At 55.3% G+C, this 14,364-nt stretch carries 13 protein-coding genes and 1 riboswitch; of the genes, 12 read left to right on the forward strand and 1 reads right to left on the reverse strand.

All coding sequences use genetic code 11. The features are described 5' to 3' along the window. Positions 1-107: 107 nt before the first annotated feature. From BM181_RS03320 to BM181_RS03365, 10 genes are all read left to right on the forward strand, one after another. The gene (locus BM181_RS03320) at positions 108-1,301 is read left to right on the forward strand and encodes an N-acetylmuramoyl-L-alanine amidase (protein WP_075442448.1); all 1,194 of its coding nucleotides are present in this window, start codon (positions 108-110) and stop codon (positions 1,299-1,301) included. Positions 1,302-1,359: 58 nt separating this feature from the next. Then, positions 1,360-2,559: a YecA family protein gene (locus tag BM181_RS03325; RefSeq protein WP_075442406.1), complete on the forward strand. Its 1,200-nt coding sequence runs from the start codon at positions 1,360-1,362 to the stop codon at positions 2,557-2,559. Continuing rightward, positions 2,559-3,902 carry an MATE family efflux transporter gene (locus BM181_RS03330; protein ID WP_075442407.1) on the forward strand — a complete coding sequence of 448 codons (1,344 nt, stop codon included), beginning with the start codon at positions 2,559-2,561 and terminating at the stop codon, positions 3,900-3,902. The genes BM181_RS03325 and BM181_RS03330 overlap by 1 nt, the downstream gene beginning before the upstream one ends. Before the next feature lie 75 nt (positions 3,903-3,977). Continuing rightward, positions 3,978-4,156: riboswitch (cobalamin riboswitch) on the forward strand. Positions 4,157-4,284: 128 nt separating this feature from the next. After that, complete coding sequence (locus BM181_RS03335) at positions 4,285-5,274, forward strand: ABC transporter substrate-binding protein (protein ID WP_371263004.1); 990 nt, start codon at positions 4,285-4,287, stop codon at positions 5,272-5,274. A gap of 16 nt (positions 5,275-5,290) precedes the next feature. Then, complete coding sequence (locus BM181_RS03340) at positions 5,291-7,132, forward strand: TonB-dependent receptor plug domain-containing protein (RefSeq protein ID WP_082336141.1); 1,842 nt, start codon at positions 5,291-5,293, stop codon at positions 7,130-7,132. Positions 7,133-7,149: 17 nt separating this feature from the next. Then, positions 7,150-7,959, forward strand: a complete 810-nt coding sequence (locus tag BM181_RS03345) for an ABC transporter ATP-binding protein (RefSeq protein WP_256211277.1) — start codon at positions 7,150-7,152, stop codon at positions 7,957-7,959. A 53-nt stretch (positions 7,960-8,012) separates the two neighbouring features. After that, a complete protein-coding gene (locus BM181_RS03350) occupies positions 8,013-8,984 on the forward strand; it encodes a FecCD family ABC transporter permease (protein WP_075442449.1) in 972 nt (323 codons plus the stop codon). Positions 8,985-8,991: 7 nt separating this feature from the next. Continuing rightward, positions 8,992-9,633, forward strand: a complete 642-nt coding sequence (locus tag BM181_RS03355) for a MotA/TolQ/ExbB proton channel family protein (RefSeq protein WP_075442450.1) — start codon at positions 8,992-8,994, stop codon at positions 9,631-9,633. After that, complete coding sequence (locus tag BM181_RS03360) at positions 9,620-10,036, forward strand: ExbD/TolR family protein (protein WP_075442411.1); 417 nt, start codon at positions 9,620-9,622, stop codon at positions 10,034-10,036. Before BM181_RS03355 ends, BM181_RS03360 begins: the two co-directional genes overlap by 14 nt. 1 nt (position 10,037) lies before the next feature. Beyond that, positions 10,038-10,787, forward strand: coding sequence for an energy transducer TonB (locus tag BM181_RS03365; protein ID WP_143092094.1), 750 nt, complete (start codon positions 10,038-10,040; stop codon positions 10,785-10,787). Positions 10,788-10,878: 91 nt separating this feature from the next. On the opposite strand, the gene rpsT is transcribed toward BM181_RS03365, so the two are convergent. Continuing rightward, positions 10,879-11,145, reverse strand: a complete 267-nt coding sequence (gene rpsT / locus BM181_RS03370; RefSeq protein ID WP_075430466.1) for a 30S ribosomal protein S20 — start codon at positions 11,143-11,145, stop codon at positions 10,879-10,881. A 162-nt stretch (positions 11,146-11,307) separates the two neighbouring features. Here rpsT and lepA point away from each other — a divergent pair, with 162 nt between their 5' ends. Continuing rightward, a complete protein-coding gene (gene lepA / locus BM181_RS03375) occupies positions 11,308-13,104 on the forward strand; it encodes a translation elongation factor 4 (RefSeq protein WP_075442413.1) in 1,797 nt (598 codons plus the stop codon). Between the two features lie 12 nt (positions 13,105-13,116). Beyond that, on the forward strand, positions 13,117-14,280 hold the full coding sequence (gene hemW / locus BM181_RS03380) for a radical SAM family heme chaperone HemW (protein WP_075442414.1): 1,164 nt from the start codon (positions 13,117-13,119) through the stop codon (positions 14,278-14,280). Positions 14,281-14,364: the final 84 nt, after the last annotated feature.

The following is a 14,364-nucleotide window of genomic DNA, read 5'->3' on the forward strand; positions in this document are numbered from 1 at the left end:
AGGTAGATACTGGCAGTCTGCTGTTTTTCGTACATAAGTTTCTTGATTTTTGTCAAGAGAAATACGATAATGAAGTATATGTGCCTGGATGGGAGGAGCCTATGGATATGAGACGAATGCTTATTCGTTTGTGTTTTATTGCATTATATATGATGGTATCTGCGCTGCCGGCTGCGGCGGCCGATTCGGATTTTGGCCAGCGGGTGAATGGGCTGGCTGAGGTGAAGGCCGTGCGGGTCAGCACCGATTCGGACCGGACGCGCATCGTGGTCGATGCGGACAAAGCCGTCAGTGTCAAGAAGATGGTCCTTTCCAATCCGGATCGCGTGGTGGTGGATATCCCCAAGGCCTGGCTTTCGCCGAAGGTAAAGAAGGATAACAACATCGGCAGCCGCTTTGTCGGCAAGGTACGCTTGGCCCAGTTCGATAAGCAGACGGTACGCATCGTAGTCGAGACCAAGGTGGGGAAGAACAATTACAAGGTGTTCACCCTCAAGGGGGGGACAGTGCCCGGACGGGTGGTCATGGATTTTGGCAATCTGAGCCCGGATTCCTTGCAGGCGAAGATCGACCTGCCGGGAACGACGAAGCCGAAACCGCAGCCAGCGGAACAGCCGGCCAAGCCTGCTCCTGAAGTGAAACCGGCACCGCAGCCGAAGGAAGAGGAGAAAGCCCCGGAAAAGCCGGCTGAGGACAAAGACGATGAACTGGCGGGCATCACGGGGCTCAAGGGGCGCAAGATCACCATCGATCCTGGCCATGGTGGCAGTGACTCGGGGGCTATCGGCCCGACGGGGGTCATGGAGAAGAGCGTGACCCTGCGCGTGGCCCAGGAGCTCAAGCGGCTGCTCGTAGCGGAGGGGGCAACGGTCTATATGACGCGTGACCGCGATACGGAAGTATCACCGAAAGGCTCTAAGGCTACGGATATCGAGGAGCTGCAGGCGCGCTGCGATATACCGAACAAGAACGGCTCGGATATCTTCGTGTCCATCCATATGGACTCGTTCTCGAATGGTGCTGCCAAGGGAACAACGGGGTATTATTACTCGCTGGGTTCGAAGCGTTCCCGTGAGCTGGCCGATAAGATCCGGTCGGGGGTCATCGATCAGATCGGTACCCAGAGCCGTGGCACGCAGAGCTGCAATTTCTATGTCGTGAAGCATACGGACATGCCGGCAACACTCGTTGAGGTGGCCTTCATCTCCAACAAGAGCGAAGAGCAGCTGATGAACAGTGAAGAGGGCATCAAGAAGGCAGCGCAGGGAATCGCCGATGGCATCGCTGACTTCTTCGGTTGAGGAGGTTGCACAGATTCATTGGATGACAGTAGGGAAAGAGAGGATTTGACATTATATAATGGAAGAGAAAACGGAAATCGAGCAGAATAACGAGACGCTGGAAGAAATGGTGAAGGCGGATATGGAAGAGCGCCGCAAGGCTCTGTTCCGCCACAAGCTGCCGGCCAAGCTGGAGCTTTTGCCGATGCTCGAAGCTATGACGAAGGCAGAGCTGGACGACATCCGCTACAACCTCAATGTGACGGGGGTGAGCTCGCTCAAGAAGGCTGAGCTTGCTGAGCGGCTGGCAGGCGAGATTTTGAAGTTTGCCCAGCGCTGGTTACCCTCGATCCTCGAAGAGGAGTATGAGTGCTTCCAGCATCTTATCGCCCATGATGGCCTGACGACGGAATTCCGCGCTGACGATGTGCGGCTGGATTATCTGCGCGGACTGGGTCTCGTTTCCTGCGGCAAGCAGGAGGACAAATTGGCTTGGTATATGCCGAAGGAAGTACAGGCTGAGTTCAAGAAGCTCGACTCGGGGGCCTTTCGCAGTCTGGCAGAACTCAATACGGAAGTCACGCGTCTGGCTTCGGGCTGCTTGTTCTACTATGGCTATATGAACTACGACCAGCTCTATGCCCAGGTTTCGGCGTATCTGGAGGAGGCACAGCGCGAGCAGCTGTCGTTCATGGACTTTGTCGGTGTCATGCTCAATGCTTCGTGCTGGCAGAATACGCTCGTGGCACTGCCGCAGGGCGCCAAATACTACACGCTGATCGATGAGAACAAGCTCGAAGACGAGCAGCGCAAGCATGGCAGCCTGCCGTTTGCCACGCTGAGCTACAGCCAGGTCTATGATGCTGGTACGGAAAGCTATATCGATGCGACCATCGCGTATAAGGATCTGGCGCAGTTCTTCATGCGTGAGCATGGCTGTGATGTGCTCAAGGCGGCCGATATTGTCGGCGAGATCCTCATCCTGCTGCAGAACGGCGGCAATATGGAAGAAGCTGTGGACTATCTGACGGAGCTGGGATTCATGAAGGATGACCGCAAGGCCGAAGCCATCGTGCCGCTCTTGATCGCCTATAACAATTCGACGCATCTCTGGCCGCTCAAGGGCCATACGCCGGAACAGCTCATGGCAGCTGCCGGACAGGGCAAGATCATCCCCTTCGAGGAGGTCCGCCGCCGCAAGGTCGGGCGCAATGAGCCATGCCCTTGTGGCAGTGGCAAGAAGTACAAGAATTGCTGCCTGCATAAGGATGAGAATTAATGAAAAAGACTATTGGCTATAAACAAAAAGCACGGCAGTTCTTTGCCGTGCTGCTGCCAATCTTCATCACCCAGCTGTCGCTTATGGCAACTGGGTTTTTCAATACGGTCATGGCTGGGCACATCAGCCAGCAGGATTTGGCAGGTGTCGCTGTGGGCGTCAATCTGTTCCTGCCATTTTTCGGAGCGTTTCTCGGAATCATTTCGGGATTGACGCCGACCATTTCGCAGCTCTATGGAGCGGGCAAGCGGGAGAAGATTGGCTTTATCGTAAAACAGGGGTTTTATTGGGCACTGACACTTGCGGTGTTATTTATTGGCGCAGGCTGGCTCTTGGTGCCGTATATCTTGCCGCTGCTGGCGTTGGAGCCGCGGGTGGAATACATCACGCAGCATTATCTGATGGCGGTATCGGCAGGCATTGTACCGATTTTCCTGGCGGCGGTGTTGCGCAACTTCATCGATGCCCATGGGCGCACGCGGCTTACGATGCTTATCACGATGACGACAGTGCCCGTGAATATCGCGCTCAACTATGTATTCATGTACGGTCATTTTGGTCTGCCAGCCTTTGGTGGCATTGGCGCGGGCGTCGGCTCCGCTATTGCCTTTACGCTGAACCTGCTGCTGAATGTCCTGGCGGTCACGCACTGCGAGCCCTTCCAAAGCTATCATGTCTTCCGTTCATTGCCACGGCCGGACTTTGCCGAGTGGCGCAAGCAGCTCGGTGTGGGCATACCGATTGGCAGCACCATGTTCTGTGAGCAGAGCATCTTTGGTGCGGTGGGCCTATTTATGACGGCCTATGGCACGGTCATCGTTGCCGCTCATCAGGCAGCAATGAATTTCACGACTATCGTCTACATGATTCCGCTGGCAGTCAGCATGACGCTGACGATTCTCGTTGGCTATGAGGTCGGGGCTAAGCGCTACGCAGATGCACAGCAGTATATCCGCCTGAGCCGCGTGCTGACGATGCTCTTCGTGGGAACGCTGGCCCTTGTCCTGACCCAGTTCAAAAGTGAGATCGCATCGCTCTACACATCGAGTGCCGAGGTGCAGCCCATCCTGGCTGGCTTTCTTGTCTATGCGGTGTTCATGCAGGTTTCAGACAGTATCAATGCACCGCTGCAGGGGGCCTTGCGCGGCTATAAGGATGTGCATGTGACGTTTTTGCTTGCGGTGCTCTCCTTTTGGGTTATCGGCCTGCCGCTGGGCTGGGGGCTGGCCAACTATACGTCCTGGGGTCCTTATGGTTATTGGCTGGGACTGATTGGAGGTATCCTTGCCGGTGCGGTATTGCTGGTACTGCGGCTCCGGCAGGTACAGGCGCGGCTGGGCTGATGGGTGTTGACAATAAATATCTATAATGCTATGATGACAAAGTATTATTGTTGTCAGCCGATGATGATATAGCCAATTTCAAATCAAGGATCAGGTGTCGGGAGACTTAATAGAGAAACCGGTAGATGCCGGTGCGGTCACGCCACTGTAACAGGGAGCTGTCCTGCAAGTATGTCACTAAGGCGAAAGCCTTGGGAAGGCGCGGGATGGCGAGGAACTGGAGCCAGGAGAACTGCCTGATTGACAATCACCGTTAGACCTGCGAGCGATGGGGAGGGGATTAGCAGTGGGATTCTGTTGCAGTGTAGTTTTGGTATACAGTTTTTAGCGGCCTTCTCCTTTGGGAGAAGGCTTTTTGTGTGCAGGAAAAGGAGTGGAATGTGTGCGCAAGTGTTGGAAGATATGGTGCCTGGCTGGCTTGCTGGCCATCTTGCTGTCACTTACCGGCTGTGGGCCCAAGACTGGACAACAGGCAGCGGGTGGCTATGTGGTCACGGATATACAGGGAACGCAGGTGAGCATTCCCCATAAACCGCAGCGGATACTCACGTTGTCGATGAGCACGGATGAGGTTGTGCTGGGGTTGGTGAAACCCGAGCGGATGGCCGGTGTCAATGCGATGCTTGATGATCCTGTGAGTTCTAATGTGGTGGAGCTTGGGCGGCAGGTCGCGACGAAGGTCCGCAATCCGTCCGTGGAGGAAATCGCTGCGATGCAGCCGGATCTGGTCATCGTACCGGATTGGGGCGATATTTCCCGTGTGCAATCCCTGCGAGATCTGGGAATCCCTGTGGTGGTCTGCAAGGGTGCCAAGAATCTGCAGGAGATACGGGAGACGGTGGAGCTCATCGCTGCGGCCGTCGGCGAGCCGCAGCGCGGAACGATATTGCTGCAGAAAATGGACGAAAAGCTGGCCTGGATCGAGCAGCGCCTGCCGCAGCTGCCAGAGCAGCAGCGTCCCTCCGTGGTGCTGATTTCGCTGATGAAGACCTATGGCGGCCGTGGCTGCAGTTTTGATGAGGCCTGCCACTATGCGGGAGTGGTCAATGGCATGGCGGCTGCTGGCATCGAAGATGGGCAGGCGATGAGCAAGGAAAAACTGGTAGCTATCAATCCCGATGTCCTGTTCCTGCCCACGTATAACGATCATGGGCAATATGACATCGGCAAATTCCGGATGGAGTATCTTAGCGATCCGTCTTTGCAGGGACTGAAGGCGGTCCAACAGGGAAACCTGCGCGAACCGTTTGAAGGATATATATATAATTGTTCACAGGATTTCGTGCTGGGTGTGCAGGAAATCGCTTATCGTGTGTATGGTGATGCTTTTGCGCAGGGAACGCAGGAACATTTATCAGCTGTAGATGAATGACAGGAGGAGTCAGAGCATGAAGGAAAGATTGACGTGTCAGGTATTGGCTGCCTTAGCCATGAGTACGTTGTGCTTTGGTACGGAGGTATGTGCGGCCGGGGAAGTGACCGGGGATCTCGGCGATGTGGTGGTCACGGCGGAGAGGATTCCGTCCTCGCGGATGAGCACACCGGCAGATGTGACGGTGATCACTGAGGAGCAGATCGCGGCCAATCACTATCAGAACGTCGGCGAGGCGCTGGCACAAGTCAGTGGCGTAGTGGTCACCAATGGCAATTCCAATGGTGATTCTGTAGTGGTCATCAACGGCGATGAGCGTGTCGTTGTCCTGCTGGACGGTCAGCGGCTGAACAATGACCAAGGCTCCATGACCCGGGCCAGCGTCAATCTGGGAATGCTGCCTTCGATGAAGAATATCCAGCGCATCGAGGTGGTCAAAGGCGCTGGCTCGGCGCTTTATGGCAGTGATGCCGTGGGGGGTGTGGTCAACATCATTACGCGCCGTGGCAACAAAGCCGAGACTACGGTGGATATCAGTACAGGGACAGGGCGGACGCATGAGTATGAACTGACCAACCAAGGCGCGCAGGATTCCTGGTCGTGGTTTGTCACGGCTGGCTTGCAGAGGCGCAGCTATTTCAACTACAAAGGGGATGGCGATGACAGTAAGCGCATGGAAAACAGCGATTATCGCAAGAGCAGTTTCTCCTTGCGGCTGGATAAGCAGCTGTCGAAGGATGATTCGCTGCAGCTTAATTTTGAGCATCGGCTCAGCGATAGCGGCATCATCCGCAAGACGATGCGCCAGGAGCACAATTACAATAACGTAGCAGTGACCTGGCATTTCAAGGAGCAGCAGGCAACACCGGGATTCCTGCGGTATTTCAACAACTACAAGGGAACGGATTATCAGGGCAAGTTCGATACGCGCATGCAAGGTATCGATTATCAGAATGGTTGGAAATTGGGGAAGAACAATAAGTTGATCGTAGGTGCGGAATGGCATCAGAGTAATTCCAGCAATCTGCAGTCGGGATATGTGGATAAGCAAATCACGACACAGGCTATGTATTTGCAAGATACAATCCGTTTAGATAATAAATGGTTCTTCGTACCAGGGGTGCGCGTCGACCATCATGATTCCTTTGGCACGCATTGGACACCTAAAGCCGCATTAAACTATCGGGCCGATAAGCATACGAAAATCTATGGTTCTTGGGGCCGGGTATTCAAGGCGCCGACGGCTGATGATATGTTCTATACGGATGCATGGATGCGCGGAAATCCGAATTTGAAACCAGAGGCTGGTCATGTAGAGACGCTGGGGGTAAGCCATGATTTCGGCAAGAAAGCCAGTGTGGACGTCAGCTATTTCTGGAGTGAACTTCACGATGCTATCAAATGGGTGTATGATCCAGCAACCATGCTGACGAATGCGACCAATGTATCGAAGGAGGAAAAACAGGGAATCCAGATTTCGTTCACAGGCCGGCCGTCGGATAAATGGTCGTATGATCTGGGCTATTCGTATATCGACAGCAAGATCGATGATGCCAAGGTACTGTATTACCAGCCGAATGGCTATCGCCTGGGACTGCATTATCATTGCAATCGCTGGCAGGCTAATCTGCTGGGGCGGATGGGCAGTGGCCTCGATGAGGGGCTTTATGGCTGCAAGCATTATGCAATCTGGGATTTCAACACGACTTATGCTGCGGCCAAGAATATCCGCGTGTATTTCAAGGTCAATAACTTGACGAATCAGGTTTATTACCTTTACCCGAAATCGGCTTATACGGGGGCATATTATCCGCTGCAGGGGCGTTCCTTCCAGCTGGGTGTAACGGTATCGTTCTGATGGAACAGTGCTTGTTGATGGTACGGAAGCTGCAGGCGGGGTATGATCGGCGGCAGGTCTTGCAGGATATTTCCTTTGCCATGGGCAGTGGGGAATTGGTGGGGCTCATCGGCCCTAACGGAGCGGGGAAAAGCACTTTGCTGAAGGCAATCCGCGGCTTGATGCCTGCGGAAGGGGAAGTTTGTATCGCTGGCCGGCAGCTGGGGGATTATGGACCACAGGAACTTGCCAGGACAATGGCATATCTTCCGCAGCAAAGCAAGGTGCCATTTGCCTTTACCGTGGAGCAGGTGGTGCTTATGGGACGGTCCCCGTATCTTCGCTGGTGGCAGCGGGAAAGCGGGAGGGACCGGCAGATCGCTGCCGCTTGCATGGACTATATGGCCGTACGCGGCTTGGCTGCCATGCCCTTGAATTCCTTGTCTGGCGGCCAGCGCCAGCGGGTGTTGCTGGCTAAAGTTTTGGCGCAGCAGACACCGCTTCTGTTGCTGGACGAACCGGCCAGCGGACTGGATCTCTTCTATCAGGAGGAGCTGTTCCGGTTTTGCCGTGACATATGTGCGGCGGGCAGGTCAGTTCTGCTGGTGGTACATGATCTGTCCTTGGCAGCCCGCTTCTGCTCGCGGCTGCTGCTATTGGGAAAGGGGCAGTTGCTGGCTGATGGCGTCCCGGCGGAGGTGTTGACGGCAGAGCGGCTGAGCGAGGCCTATGGTGTGCCAGTGCAGGTCGGTTTCCATCCGGTTACAGGACATGCGGATATCTACACCGAAAGAAAAGGAAGAAGGCAGGGAATACTGCCGGGGCAAGGGGAGGCAGAGACGCAGTGAGATCGGCAAAGTTGCATTTCCCATTGGTATTGGCTGGCTTGTCGATTTGGCTGATGCTGATGATGGTATTATCGTTGAGCTGGGGACAGATGGCAATCCCGTTTTCCCACGTGACCGACAGCCTGCAGGCTGGGATGGGGCTGGGAACGGCTGGGCAGGTACTTCCCAATGAAGACGCAGTCATCTGGCATATCCGCTTGCCACGCACGCTAGTGGGATTCTTGACTGGTGCTGGCCTGGCAGCAGCAGGCGTTGCTTTGCAGGGCCTGTTCGCCAATCCACTGGTAGATCCTGGTATCATCGGGGTATCCAGCGGAGCTTCTGTGGGGGCGATTGCTGCCATTGCCAGCGGCTTGACGGCAGTCAGTCTGTTTGCCTTGCCGCTTTGTGCGCTGGCAGGAGCGCTGCTGGCTGTGAGCCTTACGGTGGCACTGGCTTGGCGGCGCGGCCGTATTCCCGTATTGACGCTGCTGCTGGCTGGTGTTGTGGTAGGGATGTTTTTGGCTGCAACAACGGCGCTGATCTTGACAGCTGTCAATGAGAGCAAGATGCAGGAGTATCTTTTCTGGACAATCGGTGGTCTAGACTATCGCCGCTGGGAACACGTTTTCCTGGCATTGGGCCCAATCAGCGTCAGCATTGTCATCCTGTGCCTGCTGGCACGCCAGCTGAATATCCTGGCGCTGGGGGAAACAGAGGCCAAAGCCGTGGGCTTGCCGGTCATGCGCATCCGCCTGCTGTTCTTGCTGCTGGCTGCCACGGCAACAGCGGCGGCTGTGAGCATCAGTGGGAATATCGGCTTTGTCGGCCTGGTGGTCCCCCATATGATGCGCATGCTTATCGGCCCGGACCATCGGCGGCTGTTGCCAGCCAGTGTGATAGCTGGCGGGGCTTTCTTGCTGCTATGTGATACCGCAGGGCGAGTGTTGTTGACGGGGACGGAAATCCGTGTAGGGATCATGACGGCATTTGTCGGTACCCCATATTTCTTGTATCTGCTGCATCGGCAGCAGCGAATGGAGTAAGCGTATGATGGAAAATATCGTGGCGGGTTGGGCATTGTTCCAAAAAGGCGGATTGATCATGTACCTGCTGCTTGGTTGTTCCCTGTTTGTACTGGCTGTGGGAATCGAGCGCTGGCATTATTTCCGGCAGATGGATTCGGGCCGGAAGTTTGCGCGAAACTTTCAAGCTTTGGTCATGGCGAAAGACTATAAGGCAGCAGTTATATGTGCACAGGAAAGCAAAGGGAGTGTGGCAGCAATCGTTGCCGAGGCTATTGCCCGTGTGGCGGACGGGCAGGAGGCTGAGGCCTTTATGGAAATACAGTCGGGGGTATCATTGGCGCGGTTCCGCCAGCGCCTGTACTATTTGAATGTCATTGTGACAATGGCACCGCTTTTGGGGCTGCTGGGGACAATCAGTGGCATGATATCAGCTTTCAATGTTTTCAATGTGCAGTCTGCACAAGCGGCGGCTATCACAGGCGGCGTAGGCGAGGCACTGGTTGCCACGGCCTTTGGTCTTTGTGTCGCTATCATGGCGCTGGCCATTCATGCATTCTTTACGCAGTGGCTGGAAAACATCGTGACTGACATGGAACAGAGTTTTTCGCTTGTGGAAGCGGGGAAATCTGATTGGGGGAAAGCAGGTGCGGTGCATGAGGCTTCGTAACCGGCATGAGGTGGAAAAACCGGCAATCATCATCATTCCTATGATTGACATCATGTTTTTCCTATTGGTGTTTTTTATGATGAGTACCTTGTACATGGTCAACCTCAAGACTGTGGATGTCAATATGCCGCAGGCTGCTCATGCAGATACAAAGCTGAAAGTCACGTATGTGGTAACCATGAAAAAGGATGGTAGCCTTTGGCTGGAGGATAAAAGCATCACAGAGGCAGATCTTCTGCAGCGGGCTGCTGGCGAGCAGCGGAAGAATCCGCAGTTTACAGTGGTAGTCCGGGCAGATCAGACGTTGGACTATGGTATGGTGCTGGGACTGCTGGATAAGCTCAAGGGCGCTGGCGTCAGCAAGGTGGGCTTGGCAGCAGATGCGGCTGGAGGTAGCAGGTGACATGCAAAAAGATCATGTGGCTTGTCGTGCCTGGCTGATATCGGTATTCGTGCATTTGTGCCTTTTTTTTCTGCTGGCAGTAAGCGGGGTGTTTGTGCTGATACGGCCGGACGTACAGGAACGTGAGCCAGTGGATGTGACGATTGCAGATTTGCCGGCAGGCGATGCTGTGCAGCCTGGTGATGCTGGCGAAACGCCGGCTGCCGCAGGAGCTTCACAGTCTTGGGAGATCGCGTTGCCTGCGCAGTTGCCGGCAATACGTGAAGATTATACCAAAACGTCGCAACAGCAGCAGCAACCAACAGCGGCAGATACCGCTGCTGGTACAGATGCTGTTGCGGCCGGGAGTGTGGGGCCTAGTCAAGGTAGCGGGAAAAAGGATAGCGTTGGCGGGACTGGCTCAGGCCATGGGCGCGGGAATGGTACTGACAATGGCGCGGGTACTGGTGGAGGGAGCGGTGCTGCGCCGGCAGGCAGCGGACGCGTAGCGGCCCGCTGTGTTTATCAGCCAGTACCTGCCTATCCTGAGGAGCTTCGCCGGCAAGGTGTGGAGGGGTCGGTACGGGTACAGATACTCGTGGCAGCCGATGATTCCGTCGAGCAGGTGGAGGTAATAAAATCTTCGGGCTATCCAGCAATGGATGCTGCTGCGGTGTCAGCTACCTATGGCTGCCGCTTTAAGATGAATGGCAGCCGGGGACGTTATACTACGACATATGCTTTCCGGCTGGATGCTGCCGATGATTGGTGAGAAGAAGAAAACAGGCTGTGTAAAAAAAGAGGCGGTCGCTTGAGTTGATGACAACTCAGGCGACCGCCTCTTTATATCTCATCTGAGAAAATTACTTAGCGAGTGCGTTGACCTTGCGAGCCAGACGGGACTTCTTGCGGGCAGCAGCGTTCTTATGATAAACATGGTTAGCAGCAGCCTGGTCGATCGTCTTGCAAGCAACCGTAAGGAGGGATTTCGCTTCGTCAGCGTTTCCAGCCTCAACAGCGTCGAGAACACGACGGGAAGCAGTGCGTACACGGGACTTCTCAGCAGCGTTCTTTGCATGGCGCTTAGCGTCAGATTTTACACTAAGAATAGATGCTTTGATATTCGGCAAGTAATTCACCCCCCTTAACAAATTCGTTACCTTGTTATCATAGCATGTGAATCTCTAAAAAGCAACAGTTTTATTCGTATTTCCTGCGGATTTCTTGCAGGGGGGCGGCGTTCGATGATATAATAACAGGGATATGGATTATTATTTGAAAGGAAAATGACCATGCAGAACAAGAATATCCGCAATTTCTCGATCATTGCCCATATCGACCATGGCAAGTCGACGATTGCGGATCGGTTGATCGAATATACGGGAACCCTGTCGCAGCGCGAGATGGAGGCGCAGGTGCTCGACAATATGGATCTGGAGCGCGAGCGCGGCATCACGATCAAGGCGCAGACGGTGCGCATCGACTACAAGGGCAAGGATGGGGAGATGTACCAGCTGAACCTCATCGATACGCCGGGCCATGTCGACTTCACTTATGAGGTATCGCGCAGCCTGGCTGCCTGCGAGGGCGCCTTGCTTGTCGTCGATGCAGCGCAGGGTGTCGAGGCCCAGACGCTGGCCAATGTCTATATGGCACTGGAGAACGATCTGGAGATCGTGCCGGTCATCAACAAGATCGACCTGCCGAGTGCCGACCCTGATCGCGTCAAGGAGGAGATCGAGAACAGCATCGGCCTCGATACCGGAAATGCCGTGCTGGCCTCGGCCAAGACGGGCATCGGCATCGAGGAGATCCTCGATGCGATCGTGGAGTACATCCCGGCACCGGGCGGTGATGAAGAAGCACCGCTGCAGGCGTTGATCTTCGATTCGTATTTTGACTCGTACAAGGGCGTCATTGCGCATGTGCGCGTCAAGCAGGGCCGCATCAAGAAGGGCATGAAGCTCAAGATGATGGCTACGGGCAAGACGTTCGAGGTCACCGATGTCGGCTGCTTCAAGCCGCAGCCTATGGATGTCGGCTATCTCGATGTCGGCGAGGTCGGTTTCGTGGCTGGCTCGCTCAAGGATGTGCGCGATGTGCGCGTCGGCGATACCATCACCTTTGCCGACAATCCGGCGGCTGAGCCGCTGCCAGGCTACCGCGGCGTCACGCCGATGGTTTACTGCGGCCTGTATCCGGTGGAAAGCTCGGACTACGATAACCTCAAGGATGCCCTCGAGAAGATGCAGATCAACGATGCGGCTCTCGTGTTCGAGGCTGAGACTTCTGTTGCCTTGGGATTCGGCTTCCGCTGCGGTTTCCTGGGGCTCCTGCATATGGATGTCATCCAGGAGCGCCTGGAGCGCGAGTATAACCTCAAGCTCATCACGACAGCTCCCTCGGTCATCTACCATGTCTATAAGACGGATGGTTCGGTAGTCAATGTCAGCAATCCGTCCGACCTGCCGCCCCAGACGGAAATCGAGCATATCGAAGAGCCGTATGTCAAGGCAACGGTCATCGTGCCGAATGATTTCGTCGGTGCGGTCATGGAGATCTCGCAGGACAAGCGCGGCGAGTTCAAGAACATGGATTATCTCGATACGAACCGCGTCATGATCACCTATCATATCCCGCTCAATGAGATCATCTTCGATTATTTCGACCGCCTGAAATCGGCGACGCGCGGCTATGCGTCGCTCGACTATGAGCTGGCTGACTACAAGGAATCGAAACTCGTCAAGGTCGATATCCTGCTCAATGGTGACCCGGTCGATGCGCTGTCGACTATCGTCCACAAGGACCGGGCCGCTGGCCGTGGCCGTCAGCTGGCGGCGAAGCTCAAGGAAATCATCCCGCAGCAGATGTTCGAGATTCCCATCCAGGCAGCCATCGGCAGCAAGGTCATCGCGCGTGAGAATGTGCGCGCCCGCCGCAAGGATGTCCTGGCCAAATGCTATGGCGGCGATATCTCGCGCAAGCGCAAGCTGCTCGAGAAGCAGAAGGAAGGCAAGAAGCGCATGAAGGCTGTCGGCAGCGTCGAGGTGCCGCAGGAGGCATTCATGGCTATCCTCAAGATTGACTGATAGGAGAAATCTATGAAACAGAAGCAATGGGGCGTTTATGTCCACATTCCCTTCTGCCGCCAGAAATGCTTCTATTGCGATTTCCCGTCCTTTGCCGGGCGGGAGCGCTATATGGAAGAATATGTACGAGCCCTGTGCCAGGAAATCGCGGTGCGGGGCTCTTCGTATGCGCGGCGTTGGGGCAATCCTGCGACTATCTACATCGGCGGCGGCACGCCATCGGCTCTGCCGGCTGCGCTGATGGAGCAGCTGCTGCTGGCCATCGGCACGGTTTTCCGTCCGGCGGACGCCCAGGCCGAATTCACCGTGGAGTGCAATCCGGGGACTGTTGATGCGGCCTATCTGGCCATGATGCGGATACACGGTGCCAACCGCCTGTCGTTTGGCGTGCAGAGCTTCGATGATGGACTCTTGCGGCGCATCGGCCGCATCCATGATGGGCAGCAGGCTGTGCAGGCGGTGACGATGGCCAAGGCAGCGGGTTTTTCCAATATCAGCATCGATCTCATGTATGGCCTGCCAGGGCAGACGCTGGCGCAGCTCAAAGCCAGTGTGGGACAGGCCCTGGCCTTGGAGCCAGCACATATCTCGATCTATGGCCTGCAGCTGGAGGAGGGCACGGCCTTTGCCCGCATGCAGGAAATGGGGAAACTGGAGCTGCCAGATGATGAAGCTGTCGAGGAAATGTATGATTATATGACGGAAGCCCTGCCGGCAAAGGGCTATGAGCGCTATGAGATCTCTAACTTTGCCCGGGACGGTCTGGCCAGCCGTCATAACCTCAGCTACTGGCAGGATGTGCCGTATCTGGGGCTGGGCGCAGCTGCGCATTCTTATCTGGAGGGGCAGCGCTGGGAAGCTGTTGCAGGGATTCCTGACTATATCGCTTTGATACAGGCGGGCAGGCGCCCCTGCGAGCCTGAAGAGCCGGCGACGCGGGCGATTGCCATGGAGGAATTTGCCTTCCTGGCCCTGCGCACAGCGGCGGGCATCAGCCGCCAGCAATTCCAGCAGAAGTTCGGCTGCTCGCTGGATTCGGTCTATCAAAAGGCCGTGCAGCGGCTCAGTGCCAAAGGGTTTCTCATCGATGATGGCGATGCGGTCCGCCTTACTAAGCTCGGCATGAAGTATGGCAACTGGGCTTTTGAGGAATTCTTGCTGACGGAAGAGGAATAAAGAAGTTTGTTCTTTTGACTTTTTGCCTTTTTACTGTTGACTTTTTGCCTTATTCGCGTTATTATCTTAATAGATTCGAAGTTA

It is taken from the genome of Pseudoselenomonas ruminantium (assembly GCF_900113715.1).
GTDB lineage: Bacteria > Bacillota > Negativicutes > Selenomonadales > Selenomonadaceae > Selenomonas_A > Selenomonas_A caprae.